Annotated in this window: 15 protein-coding genes; 8 read left to right on the top strand and 7 right to left on the bottom strand. The window is 67.0% G+C overall.

Annotated elements, in window-relative coordinates; genetic code table 11:
• Nucleotides 1-3 precede the first annotated feature (3 nt).
• The 3 genes from MUN73_RS00370 to cobN are packed head-to-tail and all read right to left on the bottom strand — an operon-like array spanning nt 4 to nt 5445.
• The gene (locus tag MUN73_RS00370) at nt 4-795 is read right to left on the bottom strand and encodes a cobalt-precorrin-7 (C(5))-methyltransferase (RefSeq protein ID WP_250138469.1); all 792 of its coding nucleotides are present in this window, start codon (nt 793-795) and stop codon (nt 4-6) included.
• Entirely contained in the window at nt 792-1556 is a 765-nt protein-coding gene (locus tag MUN73_RS00365) for a precorrin-8X methylmutase (protein WP_250138468.1), read from the bottom strand. The genes MUN73_RS00370 and MUN73_RS00365 overlap by 4 nt, the downstream gene beginning before the upstream one ends.
• A complete protein-coding gene (gene cobN, locus MUN73_RS00360; RefSeq protein WP_250138467.1) occupies nt 1549-5445 on the bottom strand; it encodes a cobaltochelatase subunit CobN in 3897 nt (1298 codons plus the stop codon). Before cobN ends, MUN73_RS00365 begins: the two co-directional genes overlap by 8 nt.
• A gap of 34 nt (nt 5446-5479) precedes the next feature.
• On the opposite strand from cobN, the gene MUN73_RS00355 reads away from it, so the two are divergent.
• The 7 genes from MUN73_RS00355 to MUN73_RS00330 all read left to right on the top strand — a co-directional run bounded on the left by MUN73_RS00355 (nt 5480) and on the right by MUN73_RS00330 (nt 13819).
• On the top strand, nt 5480-7666 hold the full coding sequence (locus MUN73_RS00355) for an ATP-binding protein (protein ID WP_250138466.1): 2187 nt from the start codon (nt 5480-5482) through the stop codon (nt 7664-7666).
• A gap of 66 nt (nt 7667-7732) precedes the next feature.
• Nucleotides 7733-7864 (top strand): hypothetical protein, encoded by a 132-nt coding sequence (locus MUN73_RS22520; RefSeq protein WP_265339084.1) that lies wholly within the window; start codon nt 7733-7735, stop codon nt 7862-7864.
• Nucleotides 7865-8023: 159 nt separating this feature from the next.
• A complete protein-coding gene (locus MUN73_RS00350; protein WP_250138465.1) occupies nt 8024-9631 on the top strand; it encodes a uracil-xanthine permease family protein in 1608 nt (535 codons plus the stop codon).
• Nucleotides 9632-9760: 129 nt separating this feature from the next.
• Nucleotides 9761-10588: an alpha/beta fold hydrolase gene (locus tag MUN73_RS00345; protein ID WP_250138464.1), complete on the top strand. Its 828-nt coding sequence runs from the start codon at nt 9761-9763 to the stop codon at nt 10586-10588.
• A gap of 172 nt (nt 10589-10760) precedes the next feature.
• Nucleotides 10761-11423: a MaoC family dehydratase gene (locus MUN73_RS00340; protein WP_250138463.1), complete on the top strand. Its 663-nt coding sequence runs from the start codon at nt 10761-10763 to the stop codon at nt 11421-11423.
• A gap of 83 nt (nt 11424-11506) precedes the next feature.
• On the top strand, nt 11507-11656 hold the full coding sequence (locus MUN73_RS00335; protein ID WP_250138462.1) for a hypothetical protein: 150 nt from the start codon (nt 11507-11509) through the stop codon (nt 11654-11656).
• A 63-nt stretch (nt 11657-11719) separates the two neighbouring features.
• The gene (locus MUN73_RS00330; protein ID WP_250138461.1) at nt 11720-13819 is read left to right on the top strand and encodes an IucA/IucC family protein; all 2100 of its coding nucleotides are present in this window, start codon (nt 11720-11722) and stop codon (nt 13817-13819) included.
• Nucleotides 13820-13996: 177 nt separating this feature from the next.
• On the opposite strand, the gene MUN73_RS00325 is transcribed toward MUN73_RS00330, so the two are convergent.
• From MUN73_RS00325 to MUN73_RS00315, 3 genes are all read right to left on the bottom strand, one after another.
• Nucleotides 13997-14605: a hypothetical protein gene (locus MUN73_RS00325; RefSeq protein ID WP_250138460.1), complete on the bottom strand. Its 609-nt coding sequence runs from the start codon at nt 14603-14605 to the stop codon at nt 13997-13999.
• Nucleotides 14606-14770: 165 nt separating this feature from the next.
• Entirely contained in the window at nt 14771-16090 is a 1320-nt protein-coding gene (locus MUN73_RS00320; RefSeq protein WP_250138459.1) for a TIGR00341 family protein, read from the bottom strand.
• Between the two features lie 110 nt (nt 16091-16200).
• Entirely contained in the window at nt 16201-17604 is a 1404-nt protein-coding gene (locus MUN73_RS00315) for an FAD-dependent oxidoreductase (protein WP_250138458.1), read from the bottom strand.
• 256 nt (nt 17605-17860) lie between these two features.
• Here MUN73_RS00315 and MUN73_RS00310 point away from each other — a divergent pair, with 256 nt between their 5' ends.
• Nucleotides 17861-18592 carry a hypothetical protein gene (locus tag MUN73_RS00310; RefSeq protein WP_250138457.1) on the top strand — a complete coding sequence of 244 codons (732 nt, stop codon included), beginning with the start codon at nt 17861-17863 and terminating at the stop codon, nt 18590-18592.
• 97 nt (nt 18593-18689) lie between these two features.
• Here the strand turns inward: MUN73_RS00310 and MUN73_RS00305 are convergent, their stop codons facing one another.
• Nucleotides 18690-19523 carry a ZIP family metal transporter gene (locus tag MUN73_RS00305; protein ID WP_250138456.1) on the bottom strand — a complete coding sequence of 278 codons (834 nt, stop codon included), beginning with the start codon at nt 19521-19523 and terminating at the stop codon, nt 18690-18692.
• Nucleotides 19524-19622: the final 99 nt, after the last annotated feature.

Genomic DNA, 19622 nt, shown 5'->3' with positions numbered 1-19622 from the left:
GCGCTACGGTGCGACCGGCTGTCGAACCGCGAGCACGACCAGATCGGAAAACGGCGTCTCCTCCGGCCCGTCTCCGCCGGCGTGTGCGGCCAGTTCAGCCAGCGTGAACCGGTGGATCTCCTCGTCGTCGTGGGTCAGCTTCTCGAGCACCAGCGCCTCGAGACCGGGGTCCGCGCCGTGGTCGAGCAGGAACGCCGCAACGTCGCCCGGCATCCGATCGTACGGCCGCGGGAGGACGAGCAGGTGGCGATCGTCGACCGCCCCCGCGAGCCTGTCCATGTCGGCCTCCAGATCGCCGCTCTTGTGGAGCGTGACGAACTCGGTGTCCTCCATCGGCGTCCGGGCGCGACTGGCAGCCACCTGGAGCGAGGAGATGCCGGGGACGACGCGAACGGGAATCTCGGGATTCTCACGTTCGACTGCGTCCTGGACCTTCCCGACGAACTGGTAGCCCGAGTGGTTGGGATCGCCCATCGCGACCGCGGTCCCCGACTCGCCAGCGGCGACACGGTCGCCGAACTCCTGGAGTGCGTCGGCCTCGTCTTTGTACCCGCAGGTGAGCAGATCGGCGTCCGTCTCGTCTTCGACGAACTCGACGACGGTGGTGAAGCCGACGACGACGTCCGCCTCGCGGATCGCCCGCTCGCCGCGAGGGGTGAGAAACGCCGGATTCCCAGGACCGACGCCGACGACGAAGACGGGATCGTCGGCATCGGCGTCGATCGCGGGTTCCGGATCGACGGCCGCGAACGTCGCCGGATCCGGCCCGCTGTCGAGGTCGTAGTCGTCGCTCATTCCTCTGCCCCGCCGCCCTCGAGCGCGTGGCCATCGACGTCGAACACGAGGTCGGCCTCGAGTTCGCCGGCACGGTGATCTTTCGCGACGTGGATCAGTTCGTTCGTCAACGCGGCGGCGAGACCGCTCCCGCCGCGGCGGCCGACGTGCGTGATCGCCGGTACGCCGCAGGCCTCGCTGACCTCGCGAATCCGCTCGCGGCTCTCCTCGGCCTTGACGAAGCCGACCGGGTTCGCGACGACGACCGCCGGTCTCGTGCCCTGTTCGATGCAGTCCGCCAGCGCCAGCGCCGCCGTCGGCGCGTTCCCGATCGTCACGATCGCTCCCTCGAAGGCGTCCTCGCGATCGAGTTCGAGCATCGCCGCGGCGGTCCGGGTCATTCCGGTCTCCGCGGCGAGTTCCGTTCCGTGGCCGATCGCCTTCGACACGTCGCAGGTATGGCCTCGTCCCGTGACGCCGGCTTTCACCATCGTGATGTCGGTGATGACAGCCGCCTCGTCGAGGACGGCCCGCGCGCCGGCACGGACGGGGGCGTCATCGTCGTCGCCGCGGTCGTCCGCGCCCGTAAAACGGAGCAGGTGCTGGAACTCGATGTCGCCCATCGAGTGGACCGACTTCTGGCGGATCCGATCCGCGAGCGTCTCGTCGGGGACGAACTGCCTAACGATGTCCATGCTCGTCTCGGCGATGTCCATCGCGTTCTGCGTCGTCGCGCCGAGGTCGGCGTACTCGCTGTCGAACCCCTGGCCGCCGTCAGTCATCGGTCGTCACCTCCGCGCCGACAGCCTCGTTGGTCGTCCGCGCCTCCAGATCGCCCTCGACCTCGAGGTTCAGGTCCCGCAACCGGTCGACGGTCTCGTCGTCGGCCCCCCACAGGTCGCGCTCGATCGCCTCGAGCAGGGTGTCCGTGATGGACTCGAGCGCCCACGGGTTGACCTCGCGCATCCAGTCCTGGCGGTCCTCGTCGAAGGCGAACTTCTCCGCGACCTCCTCCCAGAGGGTGTCGCTCACGACGCCGGTCGTCGCGTCCCACCCGAGCGTCACGTCGACCGTCGTCGACAGGTCGCCGGCACCCTTGTAGCCGTGTTCTTCCATCGACTCGAGCCAGTCGGGGTTGAGAACGCGCGATCGCATCGCCTTGCGGACCTTCTCCTCGTTCGTGTAGACGTCGACGTTGTCCGGGTCCGAGGAGTCGCCGACGTAGGAGGCGGGTTCCGCGCCCGAGATTTCGGAGACGGCGGAGATGAACCCGCCGTGGAAGGCGTACCAGTCCGAGGAGTCGAACTCGTCCTGTTCCATCGTGTCCTCGATCTTGACCGTCGCGTCGACGCTCGAGAGGCGGCGCTCGAAGGCGTCGTGGGCCTCCGAAACTCGCCCTCTGGAGCCCATCGCGTAGCCGCCCCACTGGACGTAGACCGACGCGAGGTCGGAGCGATCGTCCCAGTTCCCCTCGTCGACGGCCTTGTTAGTCCCGGCGCCGTACCCGCCGGGTTTCGTCGTGAAGACGCGGTGTTTCGCGGCATCGCGGGCGTCGAATTCGTCGAGTCCCGCCTCGTCCTGCAGTTCCTCCGTTACTTCCTCGACGTGCTTCTTGACGTAGTTCACGTCGTGGGGTTCGTCGAGGTCGACCACGGTGTCGACCGCGTCGTGGATGACGCCCGCCGCGGCCGGGAACGCGTCCCGAAAGAGCCCGGAGACGCGGGTCGTCACGTCGACTCGTGGTCGGCCGAGTTCCTCGATCGGGATCGGTTCGACGTCGTCGATCCGCCCGGCGTCGGTCCACTGCGGTTCGACGCCCATCGTCGCGAGCACCTGGGCGATCGTCTCGCCGCGGGTGCGGACGGTCGGGGTCCCCCACGCGACGACGCCGATCTCTTCGGGGTACTCGTCGTGCTCGGACAGGTGGCGATCGAGTACCCCCTCCGCGACCTCGCTGCCGACCTGCCAGGCGGCCTTCGCCGGTACCTTGCGCGGGTCGAGCGTGTAGAAGTTCCGCGCGGTCGGCAGGAGGTCGACGCCGCCACGGGTCGGTGCACCGGACCCGCCCGGCGGCACGTACTCGCCCGAGAGGGCGTCCGCGGTTCTGGGGATCTCCTCTTCGGCTCCCTGGACGCGGGGCTGGGCCTCCTCACAGATGTACGCGAGGACCTCCCGAAGATCGTCGTGAGCGCCCGACCTGGCCCTGGCGTCGCCGATCGTCTCGAGGTCGACGACGAGCAGGTTCATGTTCACCTCGTCGTCGGGTCCCGCTTCACGTTCTGATTCGGGGACGTCGAAGCCGTGTTCGGCCAGCGTCTCCACGAGGTCCATACTGGTCTCGTGGACCACGTCCGCGGCCTCGGCGTAAGTCATTCCCAGGGCCGCGTCGTACTCACCTGGCGCGTCGAGCATCCGCTCGTAGTCGACGCCGAGTGCGCCGGCCACGCTCTCGCGCAGGCTCGGCGCGCCGGGGTTCTCGAGTCGGGTGAGCGCGACGAGGTACTCGACGAGCCGATCGCCGGCAGGCGGCTCGGACATCGTATGCAGTCCCAGCCGGATCTGGGTCGTCTTGACGTCGGTGAGGTAGTCGTGGATCCGCTCGACGAGGTCGTCAATCCCGACCTCGTCCCCATCGACTGCACCTTCGGCCAGCGTGGAGCCGGCTTCGTCCGGCCCACGGACGTCGGCTTTCTCGTCGATCGTGCCCGCGATCCCGAGTTCGACCGCAAGGTCGAGATCCTCGACGGCCTCCCGAATCAGGGTCTCGAGGTGCTTACCGTCGTCGGCGCGGGCGTCCTCCATCCCGGCCTCCCGGTACTGGTTCGCGAGGTCCTCGAGGTCCGCGAGTTCGTCGTACGTGCCCGCCGATCGCATGACGGGCGTGAGGTAGTCCACGATCGCGGCGTACGATCGGCGCTTGGCCTGGGTTCCCTCGCCGGGGTTGTTGACGATGTAGGGGTAGACGTTCGGGAGGTCGTCGACCAGCTGGTCGGGCGCGCTCGCGCCGTTCAGCCCGACGGTCTTGCCGGGGAGCCACTCGAGGCTCCCGTGGGTCCCCAGGTGGACGACGGCGTCGGCTTCGAACTCGTTTCGGAGCCAGCCGTAGAAGGCGTAGTAGTCGTGTGGCGGCTGGAGATCGGAGTCGTGATAGACTTTCGAGGGATCCATCCCGAACCCGCGCGGGGGCTGGACGGTGACGAGGACGTTGCCGAACTCGACGCCTGGGATCGCGAAGGGCCGATCCGGAACCTCGCCCCACTCCTCGATCACGTTCTCTTTGAATCGATCGTCGGCTTCGTCGAACCACGCCGCGTAGGTGTCGGGCGAGACGACGTCGACCGATCGGTCGCGGACGTCCTCGGGGGCGACCCAGCGATCGTCGAGGGTCAGTTGCGAGGTGAGCGTTTCGACGAGGGACTGGCCGCTGTCCGGCATCGCACCGCCGAGATCGTAGTTTCGGGCCTCGAGTTCCGCGAGCAGATTTACGGTCGATTCCGGACTGTCGAGGCCGAACGCGGTCCCGATCCCGTCGTCGCTCGGCGGGTAGTTGTGCAGGACGACGGCGACCCGCTTGTCCTCGTTGGGCGTGTGGCGCAGTGTCGCCCAGTTGACCGCGAGACGGGTCGCGTGGTCGATCCGATCCTCGATCGAGAAGTGGTGTTTCGGCGCGCTGCCGATGCCGGCCTCGTCGTCGGTGCGTTCTTTCCCCGAGATCGGGTGGGTGATCACGTTGCCGTCGAACTCCGGCAGGGCGACCGAGAGGGCGAGTTCGAACCCCATCACGCCCGTGTCGCTGGCTTCGTAGCGCGATCGCGATCGCATCGTCGTCACCGTCTGGAGGACCGGCACGCCGAGTCGATCGAGGAAGACGTCCTCCGCGGAGTCGCCCTCCCCGCTTGCGCTCCGGCCGCGCTCGTCCATCGAGAGCGAGAACATGAACGAGGAGAGGACGGCGTCGACGATCGGCTCGCCCGCGTCGTCTACGAGCCAGTTGTCGGTGACCCACTCGGCGTCTTCCTGTTCGTCGGTATCGGTTGCGGGATTACAGAAGATCGGCAGTGCGTTCGCGCCCTGTTCCTCCAGCGCCCGGACCTGGGCATCGACGTAGCGGGTGTTCTCGTGGGTCCAGTGGGACTCGTAGAACCAGATCGCCACGGTCGGCTTCCCGGGGTCGTGGGTCGCGAGCAGATCCTCGTACTCGATCCCCGGATGATCGGGGTGGTAGACCCCCTCCGTCGGCAGGTCCGTGGGATCGTCGTATGCGAGGTTCCGCCCCGCGTACTCGGCCACGAGGAACCGACACAGGTTCGCGACGTTGATCGTCCCGCCTCTCTCGAGGTAGTCGTAGACTCGATCGCGGTGGGCCGCGGAAACCGTCGTGTCCTCGACGGCGAAGGCGTCGCCCGTCGACTTGACGATCAGCGGGACGCCCGCGTCGACGAGCGCGCCCGTCGCGTAGTCGTAGCCGGGCATGCTGTCTTCGGCCCCGTGCAGCCAGCAAATCACTGCCGTGGCGTCGGTCAATTCGTCCACGAACTCCTCGATCGCGGCCTCGTCGTCGAGGTCGCTCTCCGAGCGAACGACCAGGTCGACGTCCTCGAGACGCTCGGCCGCCCGCCCGATCGAGCCGAGTTCGTTTGCCGTCGCGGTGTAGATCCCGATCCGTGTCATCGAGTTTTTAAACCTCTATTGTATTAACGCAAGTATGGTTGCAAACGCCGGGGGCAAAAAGCTATCGTCACTCCCCTTTCCGGCGATCGTCGGACAGGCGGAGCTGAAGCGGGTGTTGCTGGCCGTCGCGATCAACGCCGACCTCGACGGAGCCCTGATCGTCGGCGAGAAAGGAACCGCGAAGTCGACGGCCGTGCGGGCGCTGGTCGATCTCCTGCCCGAACAGCGGGTCGTCGCCGACTGTCCGTACGGCTGTTCGCCGGACGAGCCGAACCTGCAGTGTGACGAGTGCCGCGAACGCGACGCCGACGAGATGGCCGTCGAGACGCGGCCCGTCCCGCTCGTAACGCTCCCGCTGGGGGCGACCCGCGATCGGGTCGTCGGCACCCTCTCCGTCGCGGACGCACTCGCAGGGGAGGCGGAGTTCGATCCCGGCCTGCTCGCCCGCGCCCACCGCGGGATCCTGTACCTCGACGAGGTCAACCTGCTGGACGACCACCTCGTCGACGTGCTCTTAGACGCCGCCGCGTCCGGCACCAATACCGTCGAACGCGACGGCATCAGCGTCTCCCACCCCGCGTCGTTCACCCTGATCGGCACCATGAACCCGGAGGAGGGCGACCTCCGGCCCCAGCTTCGCGATCGGTTCGCCCTGCAGGCAGCCGTCGAGGGCTGTCGCGAGATCGACGATCGTGTCGAGATCATCGATCGGGCGCTCGAGGCAGAGAGCGACCCCGACCCCGCAACAGCGTACGCCGACGAGGTCGAAACCCTTCGAGAGGACCTCGCCGCAGCCCGCGAGCGCCTCGCGAACGTCGATCTCCCCGCCGAGTTCAAGGCCGAGATCGCCGAACTCTGCCTCGAGGCCGGCGTCGACGGCCACCGCGGCGACGTCGCGACGGCCCGGACCGCCACGACGCTGGCCGCACTCGAGGGGCGTGAGACGGTCATCGAGTCGGACGTCCACGAGGCCGCGACGTACACGCTCCCCCATCGGCTCCGGAGCACGCCGTTCGAGGACGAACCGGATCTCAACGACCTGCTCGAGGATCGGTTCGACGAGGAGTCGCCAGACGGCGGCGACAGTGAGGGTGATGAGGACGACGGTGACGCGGACGACGACGAGAGCGAGCCAGAACCGGAGGACGGAGACGAGGGCGGCGGTCGCGAGGGATCGGACGACGGTGTCGACGGCGACGACGCGGGCGACGGCGGTGGTGGCGACGAGAGTGACGGCGACGGTCCCGAGCAGCGACCGGAGCGCGAAGAGCAACCGGCCTCCGCGAACCAGTCTCCAACCGAGGCCGGCGACGGGGGGTCGGACGACTCGATCGATCAGGACTCCGAGTCGGACGAGTCACCCGACGACGGGGACGACGAAACTGCCCAGCCGCTCGTCCCCGGCCAGCAACGGGCCGGAATCGGAGAGGCGGCGGCACCGGACCTCGAGACGCCGACCGTCGACGGCACCGGGGGCGCGACCGCGACGGGATCCCGGGCGAGTACGGCGCCGAGCACGGACAACCGTGGTGCGCGCGTCCGCACCGAACCCGCTTCGGGCGAGGGATCGATCGACGCCGCCGCGTCGATCCGGTCGGCCGCGACCCGGGGCGAGACACGAGTCGGGAACGCAGATCTTCGCCAGTCGGTTCGAACCGGCGACACCTCGGTGACGATCGTCTTCGCCGTCGACGCGAGCGCCTCGATGCGGCCGGCGATGCGGACCGCCAAGGGCGTCGTCCTCGACCTGCTCCGGGACAGCTACGAACACCGCGATCGGGTCGCGTTCGTCGCTTTCGCCGGTGACGGGGCCGACGTCCTGTTGCCGCCGACCGACAGCGTCACGCTCGCCGCCCGCCACCTCAAGGACCTGCCCGCCGGCGATCGGACGCCCCTTCCCGCGGGACTCGAGACCTCGCGGCGGGTCCTCGAGCGCGCCGACACCGACGCCACGGTCGTCGTCCTCGTCACTGACGGCCGGGCGAACGTCGCCGACGGGAGTCCGACCGAGGCGACCCGCCGGGCGGCACGCGCCCTCGCGACGGACGACGCGCACGTGATCGTCGTCGACGCGGGCGACGACTCGCGGGCCGGGCTCTCCGAACTCGTCGCGAGCGAGACGGGCGGGGAACTCGTCTCGCTGTCGGCGCTGTCGCCGGAGACGATTCGGGCCGCGGCCGATCGAGCGGCGTCGGATCGTGAGCCGCGTTCGACCCGGTAACATTCGGGTAACCTGCCTATGTGGGAAGATCGATTATGAGGGCCTCACCCGCAGGTTCGCAGTATCGTGGGTACCGTAGATTGTCCGAACTGTTTGCACAGCACCGCCGTCGAAACCGCGCGGGAGACGATCGACAGCGGCCTGAAGCGGACGTTCGAGTGCGATCGCTGTGACTACGTCTGGCACGTCGTCTCGTGACCCACACCGACGGGACCGTTCCGCCGCGGACCGTCACCGCGTCCGACGAATCGAATGGTTCTCCTGTGCGCGACGTTTAATTTACTCCCCAGCGAGCGATCCGTCGACGGTGGATCAACACCCCTATGAGCGGCCTGGGCCGTTATCCGACGACCGAGCATGACAGAGGACGCAGCCGGCACGGACGCGGCCGGTGACGACATCGAGTACGGGATCGACGACAGGCCACCGGTGGGGGAATCGATGGTCCTCGGAGTCCAGCACTACCTGACGATGGTCGGTGCCAACATCGCGGTACCGCTGATACTGGCCAGGGCGATGGAGATGCCGCCGGGAGTGACCGCCCGGTTCGTCGGGACGTTCTTCGTCGTCTCCGGGATCGCCACGCTCGCCCAGACGACGTTCGGGAACCGGTACCCGATCGTCCAGGGCGCGCCGTTCTCGATGCTCGCGCCGGCGCTGGCCATCGTCGGCGTCGTCACCGCCGGCGGCGTTTCTGGCCAACCAGGCTGGGAGGCCGCACTGGTACAGCTACAGGGGGCGATTATCGTCGCTGCACTCGTCGAGGTCGCGATGGGGTACTTCGGACTGGTCGGAAAGCTCCGTCGGTTCCTCTCGCCGGTCGTCATCGCGCCGACGATCGCGCTGATCGGGCTGGCGCTGTTCAACGCGCCCCAGATCACGACGCCGAACCAGAGCTGGCCCCTGCTGGCCCTCACGCTCGGCCTGATCCTCCTGTTCTCGCAGTACCTCGACGTCAAGCACAAGGCGTTCCGCCTCTATCCGGTCGTGCTTGCGCTCGTCATCGCCTGGCTCGCCGCCGCAGCGGTCTCCGCCATGGGCGTGATCGGCGGAACGCATCCGGGCCACGTCGACTTCGGACAGGTCGCGGACACCCGGCCGCTGCTCCCGATCTACCCGCTCCAGTGGGGGATGCCCCAGGTGACGACCGCCTTCGTCGTCGGGATGTTCGCCGGCGTGCTGGCCTCGATCGTCGAGAGCATCGGTGACTACTACGCCGTGGCGAACCTCTCGGGATCGGGCGCGCCCAGCGAGAAGCGGATCAACCACGGCATCGGAATGGAGGGGCTGATGAACGTCTTCTCGGGCGTGATGGGGACCGCCGGCTCGACTTCCTACTCCGAGAACATCGGCGCGATCGGGCTGACCGGCGTCGCCTCGCGCTACGTCGTCCAGTTCGGTGCCGTCATCATGCTGTTCGTCGGCTTCATCGGCTACTTCGGCCAGTTGATCGCGACGATCCCGGACCCGATCGTCGGCGGCCTCTTCATCGCCATGTTCGGCCAGATCGTCGCCGTCGGGATCTCGAACCTGCGTCACGTCGACCTCGACTCCTCCCGGAACACCTTCATCATCGGCTTCGCCCTCTTCGTCGGACTGGCGATCCCGGCGTACATGGGCAACTTCGAGAGCACGCTCGCGTTCCGCGACGCCGTCGGTCTCGAGGGGGCGATCGCGCCGCTCGTCGAGGCGGTCGCCGGAACCGCGCTCGCCGGCTGGATCGAGGCCGCGGGCCAGGCTGTCGTCGACACGATCTTCATCATCGGCTCGACCGGGATGGCCGTCGGCGGTCTCGCGGCGCTCGTCCTCGACAACACGATCCCGGGGACCCGCGAAGAACGCGGCCTCGCCGAGTGGGACCGCATCACCGAGGACGACGCCGAGTTCGAATCGTTCTGGGACCGCTGGGTCGGCGCCGACGAGGTCGGCACCGACGCCGAAGTCGACGCGGCACGCGACCGCTGATTCCGGCGCCGGAACTGCTCCGATACGGCCGATTCGTACGCGTTTCGGCACCGATTTTGCCCGCCGCGATTCTCACCAGCGTCGTACGCAACCCGTCGTACTTTACCCGTCCAGCCCCCAGAAGAGGTAATGGCAGAACTCCCGCGCGACGACGCACGCCTCTGGTACGAGACTGCAGGTGACGGTCACTCGATCGTGTTCGTCCACGGCGGCTGGATGAACGGCGACGCGTGGGCGAGCCAGGTCAGTCACTTCGCAGACGACTATCGGGTCGTCACGCTGGACGTCCGCGGCCACGGACGAACTGGCGCGACCGCGACGGACCGGTACTCGATCGAACTCTTCACCGACGACCTCGAGGCGTTGCTCGACCACCTCGCGATCGACGAGCCGATTCTCTGTGGCATCTCGCTGGGGTCGATGGTCGTCCAGGAGTTCCTCGATCGACACCCCGATCGGGCGGCGGGTGCGATCATGGCCGGAGCGGTGCAGTCGATGCCGCCGGTCGATCTGCCGTCGGGACTCAAGGCGGGGCTGTCACCGATGCCGATGCTCTCGACCTCGCTGGCGATGACCGGCCCGAAGACGACGTTTCGCTCCATGCTCGGGTCGATTCGATCGACGACCGGGAAGCCGTGGCTGGCCCACTCCCCCGAGGTCCGCGAGGCGGCGATCGACTGCGTCGACGACGTCTCCCGATCGGAGTTCCGGAAGGTGTTCGATGCGCTCTACCGGTACGAACCACCAGCGCTACCGCACGTCGAGACGCCGACGCTCGTCGTCCACGGGGAGCACGAGGCACCGCTGGTGAAACGACAGGGACGCGAGATCGCGACGGCCATCGACGACGGCACCTGGCTGACGATCGACGAGGCGGCACACCTCGTCAACCAGGACCGGCCACGGGCGTTCAACGCCGCGAGTGCGACGTTCTTCGAGGGTCTCGCCCTGGCGTAGCGTCGAACCGGAGCCGAGAGTCCCCGTCTTCGTCCGCAGAGACGTCCAAACTGCTTTGGAGCCGAATAAAAGGAGGATGACGTGGAACGATTTGACGGCACCCGTACGGAGTCGGTGTCGCAGCCACGCGATCGCTCTCTGGACGACCGATCCGCCACAGCAGACGAAACCAATGAGTAGTCAATCACCGCAATCCACCGACGTCGATTCGACGGCGATCAACGAGCACTGGGCGAACATCTCACGGCACGTCGTAAACAGCTACGTCGAGGCCAACAACGCCGTCCTGGCGGCAATGGGGATCTCTCCAGCGACGTCCGGGGCCGAAGACGACGAACCGGACGCGCCCGTCACGGAGGAGTCCGTATCGGTCCCGTCGGTCGCCTGCAGCGACGAGACCTGGACGACGGACCGATCGGTCTCTGCGGTGTCGGACCTCGAAGTTGGCGATTTCGTCCAGTTCAGCAAACCGATCGCCGAGACCGACGTCTCCGCGTTCGCAGGAGTGAGCGGCGACACGAACCGCCTCCACCTGGACGAGGACTACGCCGACGCGACCCAGTTCCAGGGTCGAATCGTCCACGGCACGCTGGTCGCCGGCACGATCAGCGCCGCGCTGGCCCGGTTCCCCGGCAATACGATCTACCTCTCCCAGGACCTCGAGTTCCGCGCGCCAGTCGCCGTCGGCGACACAGTCACCGCCGACTGTCGGATCGTCGAGGCACTCGGCAACGACCAGTACCGCCTCGAGACGACCGTCTCGACCGACGAGGGCGAGACGGTGATCGACGGGGAAGCCGTCGTCGTCATCACCGAGTCGCCCGACGCTGAATGACACGGTCGGCGGGCGACTCGTCCGGGACCGTCCCTGCCCCTGCCACCCCCAGCGTTACTCCGATCCCGATCGATCCACGGCCCGTGCCCGCATCGATCGTCTGTTCGACCTGCGGATTCGAGCACCGGATTCCGGATCGCCCGCTCGATCGCGACCGCGGCGGGACGGGCTGTCCGTCGTGTGGCGATCGAGGATACACCGTCGAGCACAGTGGACTCCGGTGGCACCCCTGAGCGGAACCGATCGCCGCCCCCGTCACCGAGGTTCTTGGCCCTGCCTGCCGTAGGAACCGACGGATGACGGACGTCACAGGCCCGGTCGACGTGCAGTTACGAACCGCCGCCGAACGGGACGCGTTCGCCGTTGCGACGCGGTATGCCGACGCGAACGACCTCGCGGACCCGCCCGAAACCGCGTACCTGTCAGTTCTCCCCACAGCCCGATCGATCGGCATTCGACGGCTGTTCCGTGGTCTAGTGCGTGGTTCTCCCGACGCGCTTCCCGACCCCGAGACGTGCCGGCCGACCGCCGCCACGACGATTGCGCGGCGCATGGTGCCGACGCTCGACGATGCGAACTGGACGGACGGCTCTCTCCCGGTCCCCGACGGCTGCGATCGGGTCGCGCTGTTGTCCCTTCCGGAAGCTGCCACGGTCGTGTACGCCTCAATCGAGGGGAAGTACGGCTACGGTCGGCTACGGCTCGCCGAGCCGATCCGGCGGCTGACGGTGGCCGGGATCGACGACCTCGACCACCCGCTCGACCTCGCGGCGCTCCTGCGGCGATCGGGGGCGTTTCGCGACGTCGAGCAGGCCGATCGGATCGAGCGGGAACTGGCCGAGAGCACTGCGAACCTCGCGCTGGCCCGGGTGGCCCGATTCGATCACCGCCGTTCGTTCGGCTCTGACGGGACTGTTCTCGGCCCCGGCTCCGACCCCGAGGACGTGACCCGGCGGCTCCGCGCCGCCGACGCTCCCGCCGCACTCGAACGCCTCGTCACCGACGGCCACCCGCTTCACCCGAGCGCGAAGATCCGCCGCGGGATGACCGAGACTGCAGGAGTGGCGTATGCACCCGAGTTCACCGGCTCGATCGACGTTCGCTTCGTCGCCGTCCACACCGAACGGGTGCGGGAGACGTCGATAGACGACCGATCGCTGACCGATCGGCTCTATACGACGTTCGACGGACTCGCCGACGCGGTTTCGCGAACGGTGCCGACCGACGCCAGCGAGTACGCGGTAATCCCGGTCCACCCGTGGCAGTTCCAGCACGTGCTCCCCGACCGGTACGAGAGCCAGCGTGCGGACGGGACAGTCGTCCCGATACCGGATTTCGTCCGGTCGGCGACGCCGCTGCTCAATCTCCGCACGGTCACCCCGTACGCGGGAGCCGAAGACAGTGCTCACACCGCCCCGCTCCACTGCAAACTCGCGATCGGCGTCCAGTTGACGAACGTCGAGCGGACGGTCTCCCCGCAGGCGGTCCACAACGGCCCGCGGGTGACGCGCCTGCTCCGCGAGATCGCCGATTCGGCGGCGTTCTCCGGGCTCGGCTTCCTCTCGGAACCCGCCGCCGCCTGTTACTATCCGCCCGGCGGTCCCCACGTCGACGGCGACTCCTACGACGACGTGCGACACCTGTCCGGACTGGTTCGATCGAACCCCCGATCCCATCGGCTCGTCGGTACCGACGGGCGGGTCGTCCCAGCGGCCGTGCTCGTCGCCGACTCGCCCGCGACGGGGGACCCGCTCGTTCGTGAGGCCGTCGACCGGTACGCGGACGCGATCGACGCGACCGATCTCGCGGACGCAACGCGGGCCTTCGTCGACGCCTACGTCTCGGCCGTCGTCACCGGCCAGCTCCGTCTGCTCTCCGCGTACGGGATCGCGCTCGAATCGCACCTCCAGAACAGTTACGTGGTCTTCGATGACGGTCGGCCGACCGGGACCCTCGTCCGGGATTTCGGTGGGATCCGCGTCCACGAAGAGCGACTCGCAGAACGGGGCCTCTCGATAGAGATCTATCCCGACTCCGATATCGAAGCCGACGACGAGCGGGACCTCCACTGGAAGCTGTTCTACGCGCTGTTCCAGAATCATCTGACTGAACTGTTCGTCGCGCTTGTCGAGTCCACACCGGTCGACGCCCGCGAGTGCTGGGCGATCGTTCGCGATCACTGCCGATCGGCCTTCGAGGAGCTCCGCGGGTCGAGAGTCGTTTCGATGGAGCGGGTCGATCGAGACGAAACAGCCCTGTTCGCTGAGCCAGCGACCCACAAGGCGCTCACGACGATGCGACTCAAGGGGAAGCGCCACGAGTACGCGACCAGTCCGGTTTCGAATCCGATCGGCGATCGATCGTCGTCATCGGATCGGGTCGGCAGACCCGAATGAGCGCAAACGGCAGGACCGTGTTCGACTATCGTCGGTACGTAGCAGTCGGCGCCCTCGTTTCACGCGCGATTCGAACAGCTACGTTCGGACAACGCGCGTATCAACCACTGAGGGGTGCAATACTGCAATAGTACGTCCCAACGACTGTGAGAACTTCGAGGTGGAAAGAAGCGGCGGTCAGATCGCATAGCCTTCGCTTCGTAGCGCAAGTTCGACTGCTCGTTCGAACCGCTCTTGAAGAGCAGTTTCGAACCGTCCGATACGGTCGTCCGATTCCACCAATTCGAGGCGGCGTTCGTCGCTGACGGCATCGTCGTCGACGAGGCGGTACGTTTGGGTGAATTTTCGGCTATCGTCTCCGTAAACGGTCACGATTACGGCTTTCTCGTCCGAACGTCGGTCCTCCCGATCCGACGGTTTCGTCTCTCCGCTTACGTTCACCCGCTCGAAATCGGCGAGGACCGTGCTGAGGCTCCCGATCGCGAGTTTTTGCTCGAGCGACTCGCGATCCCATTCGCGCCGTTCGCCCGTTTCCTGATCCGTCCCGATGACAGTCTTCGGTCCGATGGTCTCTACCGTCCATTTCCTGAGTGATTCGGATGTGAGTTCTTCTGCTGTCTGTGACCGAATGTCCCCTTCCTGAACCGTTTGGCCTTCTTCGACGCGTATATAACGCGAATTCGCGGCGGGGATATCGACGAAAATCTCACCTGATTCGGTGCTGACCAGCGTTTCCACTCCCTCGATAGTACGAGAAACCAGCCGTCGTCCCTCGTCATTGCTCATGATTTATAATCGCTCCCCTGGTACGAGTCAGGTCTATCTAAGGTTGGCGCCGGCACTGTCCAAGTGAACGCCTCCCGACCCGGAAACTGTTTCAGAAACGTTGACCCAGCAAACACCGGTATTCGGGTCCAAAGGAACCCATACTGCTGGTACCGGCTACTCTGATCACCGCTCTATCTCGGTGTAGTGGACCACCACCTCAGCACGGTTGGACTCGACGAGCGGCCCGGTCGGCAGGTGAATCGCCGACTCCGCGCGGACGCTCTCTCGGGACTGGAGCTCGTCGCCGATCGGCGGCGGATCGGTCCCGATCGGATGGCCGATCGTGACGACGACCCGTTCGGGCTGGCGGGGCGGAACCGGATCGGTGTATTCGATCGCGACGTCGACGAGCGTGAGGTCGGCGTACGCTGGCGAATCGAGGACGGCAGCGACGTCGTCGGTGACGCCCTCCTCGTAGGCCCCGGCGCGGTACGTGTCGTACGACACGCCGGCGAGAAATCCCGAGAGGACGACGATCGCGACGGCGAGGACGACGGCGCGTTTTTTCGTGGCGACGGCGGCTTCGTCCTGCTGGAACCAGTTTTCCGGCCGATACCCCTTGTACCAGAGGACGCCGAGGCTGGTGACGTTGATCGTGAGGATGTTGACCAGGACGAGGACGCCCGCGGCGAGGGTGACCTTCGGGAGGCCCCACGCGATACCGATGCCGACGACGCCCAGGGGCGGCACGAGCGCCGCGGCGATCATGACGCCGACGAGGGCGGCCGACGTCCCCGCAGTGAGCGTCCACGCACCGGCCACGCCGGCACCGATCGCGATGACGAGCGAGAGCACGTCGGGCCGTAACCGGCCCTGTATCTCCGAGATCGCGAAGAGGTCGATCATCGGCGAGACGAGTCCCGTCGTCCTGACGACGAAGGCGAAGGCCGCGGCGGTGAGGACGCCGACGCCGAGTCCGATCGCCTGGAGCCTGATTCCCCGACGAAACAGTGCGCGATCGTTGATGACCGTACCTACGCTCGCACCGAGTGCGGGTCCGATCAACGGCGCGATCACCATCGACCCGACGACGACCGCCGGTGAATCGAGCAGCAGGCCGGCCGTCGCGACGACCACGCTCATGATCGTCATGACGAGGTACGTGCTGAATCGCGGGGTGAGCTCCTTCGCCTGCGCCTGCATCTCCTCGCGAGAGATACGTGCGGTATTCCGGGCGTATCGCTGTTCGAGTTCGTCGAACCGTTCGGAGATGACGGTTTCCGCCTCGACGATCACGGTGTAGGAATCCTCGTCGATCCCCGTCTCTCGGACGTCGTCGAGAACGGATTCGACTGCGGGCGCCGGAAGCGGAAACGTGACGACGACCGAGGGCTCGTTGCGACTCTCCTCTTCGGTGAGAGTGTAGTCGATGTCCTCCTCCTCCAGCACCTCCTCGACGGCGTCGCGCTTTCGTTTCGGGATCAGGATCTCCACGAGGCGCATACTCATACCTCCACGATACCGTGGAAAAACGTTCGTCCGGCCAGTGAATGAGATCCTTGCTATCGATCGATCCGTCGATCCGTCATCGACGAGGGAGCCGAGACGGGGTCCTACTCGTCGACGTCGCTTCGACCCGTGATACGCTCACGTAACGGCTTCCCGACGCTGCCGGACGGACCGAGGACGCGCCACGCCACGCCCGGCCGCAACAGCGTACTGGGCGGCTCTTCCATCATGAGTACCCGTACGAACGCGTCGGTCACCGTGCCGTCCGTCTGAGCGGTCCGGAACAGCCGCTTCAGATACCAGTTCAAGACGGCCGTTCCGCGCGGCTTTCGACCCTGCGTCTGCGGGAATCCGAAGTCGGCTCCGATCGCCATCGCCCACGCGACGTCGACGATCGCCGCGGCACGGCGGAAAAAACGCCGCGCGAGATCCTCCCGGCCGCCCTCTGCGAGCGCGTGGTGAAGCGCCAGCCCCTCGAGTATAGCGACTGACATCCCCTGGCCGTAGATCGGGTTGTAGCTGGCGATCGCGTCGCCGGTGACGACCAGGCCCTCGGGGAGCCGATCGAGGTCCTCGTAGCGGTACCGGCGGCTGGCCGGAAACGGATACCGGTCGACGTCCTCGGAGAGCCACGGGTACTCCTCGATGAGGGCCGTCAGTTCGGGCGTGGGAAGGCTCGCCGCGAACGCCGTGAACGCCGCCGGATCCGTCGGCGGGCGATCGCCGTGCAAGCCATGGAGGTTCACCAGCCAGCGATCGCCCTCGACCGGCATCGCCGCGCCGCCGCGGGTTCGAGGCGCCTCGGCCAGCACGCCGATCGTTCGGCGATCGTTGGGGGGTCGCTCGATAGCGATGGTACTGTAGACCAGATCGATACGCACCTCGTCGATGGGCGGCGGCGCGTAGCCGTGACGTTCCAGCCAGGTGGGCGTCCGACTCGTGTGTCCGGTGGCGTCGACGACCAGGTCTGCGGCCAGGTCCTCGCGTTCGCCGTCTCGGTTTCGGATGGTTACACCCTGGACGGCGGTCGCCGCGTCGTCGGTGACGTACCCGAGACACCGGCACCGGGATCGCACGTGAACGCCCTCGAGTCGAGAGACGCGTCGCCGAACTACCTGTTCGTACAGCGGTCGCGTCGCCAGGTAGAGCCGGAACGGGGTCGTCCCGCTGGCGAGGAAGCCGCCCTGACTGTACTGGCGGAGGTCCCGCTGCCCGTCGATCGATACCCCGCCGGCCGCGAGCAACTCCTCGCTGTAGCCCGGAAAGAGGTCGTCCAGCGTCGCCCGCCCGGCCTCCCAGAGCAGATGGGGCTGGCGGCCCTGGGGAACCCCACGACGGGCGACTGGTTCGTCGGGGAGCGGGTCTTTGTCGACGATCGTGACCGTGTCGAACGCGTCCGACAGGACGCGGGCCGCGACGAGACCCGCCATCCCCGCTCCGACGACCACCGCTCGCCTCCCCACCCTGGAGAGCCGATCGTCGTATCGCGGAACGGTTGCGAGGGTCATCGGTATCCTGGAGATACCCCGTGCAGGTGGATAACCGTAGCATGTTACGCGTTCACTATAGTCGTTACAGGCGTTCAGTTCCCATCGCAGATAGGTCACTGTTTCCGACGACTCGCGCCGAAATACCGCGGACGCGAACACCGCTAGCCATATAGTGATAAATGTTAACATGCACCACAACCAACTGCCACGTAGCGTTCTCGCCGAGACATCGACGGCGACGAGGGGCGTCGAGATGAACGCGCCGGAGGACACTATGCCAACAACTGCAGACACAGCCACCCGATCGACGCCGAACACGAGCGCGAGGATACGGGCGGGCGGTATCTGGCTCGCGATCGGATCCGTGCTGCTCGTGGTCGGCTTCGCCCTCCACCCACCGCCCGCTCCCGATCCGGCCGAGTTCGTGGCGACCATCGCCGACGCGCCGACCCGGTGGGTGACGGCACACGCGGTAACGGCGATCGGTCTCTCCGCGTTCGCGATCGGAGGGTTGATCGTGCTGACGACCGGGTCACGGCTCACTCGGACCTGGTGGGTGACGACGGCGTGGGCCGTGCTGATCGTGAGTGCACTCCTGGTCACGACGGCTGCCGTGGTCGAGGCGACCGTGATCACCGACGCCGCTATCGCCGGTGAGACGACAACGTTCGAAACGTGGTCGGCCTTCGCCGAGGCACACAGCGCCGTGTTCCTCGCCTTCCTCCTGGCGATCGCGGTGATCGCCGGCAACGAGGCCCGCAGTGGCCCCCGAACGACGCCGACCTGGGCGTCGTGGATCGGTGCCGTCGCGGCGATCGCGGCCTTCGCAGGGATGGTCCTCGTCTTCGGAGTCGGGATCGCTCTGGGGGGCCTCGTCTGGATCGGAGCCACGATCGTGATGGGTCTGTGGACGGCCTGGTTCGGCATCGGCCTGGCGCGCTCCGAGGCCGACGACTGGACCGCGTCCGAGGAGCCACGAACCGGAAGCCCGGAGCCCGTTCACTGACCCGATCGCGTCCATCGCGTTATCGACGGAGTCCCGCTATCTCGATCGGCGGGCGCCGTTATGCTTGGTGTTTCGTACGCGTGTACGCGGGCGGGCGTCATCCCAGACTGATGTCGAGGTAGAGCATCACGACCACGCCGGCCATCACGCCGAGGGTGGCGATTCGCTCGTGACCGCGGGTGTGGGTTTCGGGGATGATCTCGTCGGAGATCACGAAGAGCATCGCCCCCGCGGCGAAGCCCATCGCGTACGGCAGTAACGGTTCGACGGTACTCACTGCCAGGGCGCCGAGGACGGCGAGCGGGATTTCGACGATCCCCGATCGCAATCCGGCCAGGATCGCGTAGAAGCGTCGATCCAGTCCGGCGTTGATCGCGGCCACCGAGACCGCGAGCCCCTCCGGAACGTTCTGGATCCCGATCGCGAGCATGAGCGCGATCGCGTTCTCGACGTTTCCGGACCCAAAGCCGACACCGACTGCCAACCCCTCGGGCATGTTGTGGAGTGTGATGGCCAGGATGAACAGCACGACGGGCACCACCCGCTCGTTGTCGAGGGGGAGCGACGTACTGGGGTCGGCCTGATCCGGCCGCGTGCGTCCGGTCAGGAGATAGTGGGCGTGCGGGACGAGCAGGTCGGCTCGATCGAGAAAGAGCGCACCGAGCACGATGCCGACGAGCGTGGGAATCGGATCGCCGCCGGAGTACTGCTCGATCCCCGGGATGATGAGACTCGTAAACGCTGCAGCGAGCATCACGCCGGCCGCGAATCCGAGCGCACCATCGAGCGCCCGCTCCGAGGGATCCCGCCAGACCAGCACCACCGACGCGCCGATCAGATTCAACGTCGCGATAAATATCCCACCGACGAGACCCTGGATTACCGGGTCTTCGCCGGCGACGCGTACGAACAACTCGACTATAGAGACCATGTGCTCACCTTCCACGTCGGGGGACGGCCGTCGTCGCGTCGGCGCTCACCAGCACCCATCTCCGTGGTATATACCGACAGCGATCAAAAAAACGCACCG

Source organism: Halosolutus amylolyticus (assembly GCF_023566055.1).
Classification (GTDB): Archaea; Halobacteriota; Halobacteria; order Halobacteriales; family Natrialbaceae; genus Halosolutus; species Halosolutus amylolyticus.
Note: the sequence above shows the minus strand (reverse complement) of the source record. Positions and strands in the feature narration are given on the sequence as shown.

Coding starts and splice junctions, on each gene's coding strand:
- MUN73_RS00305 (WP_250138456.1), bottom strand. CDS start 19,523: ATGGTCTCTATAGTCGAGTTGTTCGTACGCGTCGCCGGCGAAGACCCG.
- cobN (WP_250138467.1), bottom strand. CDS start 5,445: ATGACACGGATCGGGATCTACACCGCGACGGCAAACGAACTCGGCTCG.
- MUN73_RS00340 (WP_250138463.1), top strand. CDS start 10,761: ATGAGTAGTCAATCACCGCAATCCACCGACGTCGATTCGACGGCGATC.
- MUN73_RS00310 (WP_250138457.1), top strand. CDS start 17,861: ATGCCAACAACTGCAGACACAGCCACCCGATCGACGCCGAACACGAGC.
- MUN73_RS00325 (WP_250138460.1), bottom strand. CDS start 14,605: ATGAGCAATGACGAGGGACGACGGCTGGTTTCTCGTACTATCGAGGGA.
- MUN73_RS00365 (WP_250138468.1), bottom strand. CDS start 1,556: ATGACTGACGGCGGCCAGGGGTTCGACAGCGAGTACGCCGACCTCGGC.
- MUN73_RS00315 (WP_250138458.1), bottom strand. CDS start 17,604: ATGACCCTCGCAACCGTTCCGCGATACGACGATCGGCTCTCCAGGGTG.
- MUN73_RS00355 (WP_250138466.1), top strand. CDS start 5,480: ATGGTTGCAAACGCCGGGGGCAAAAAGCTATCGTCACTCCCCTTTCCG.
- MUN73_RS00330 (WP_250138461.1), top strand. CDS start 11,720: ATGACGGACGTCACAGGCCCGGTCGACGTGCAGTTACGAACCGCCGCC.
- MUN73_RS00345 (WP_250138464.1), top strand. CDS start 9,761: ATGGCAGAACTCCCGCGCGACGACGCACGCCTCTGGTACGAGACTGCA.
- MUN73_RS00320 (WP_250138459.1), bottom strand. CDS start 16,090: ATGCGCCTCGTGGAGATCCTGATCCCGAAACGAAAGCGCGACGCCGTC.
- MUN73_RS00370 (WP_250138469.1), bottom strand. CDS start 795: ATGAGCGACGACTACGACCTCGACAGCGGGCCGGATCCGGCGACGTTC.
- MUN73_RS00350 (WP_250138465.1), top strand. CDS start 8,024: ATGACAGAGGACGCAGCCGGCACGGACGCGGCCGGTGACGACATCGAG.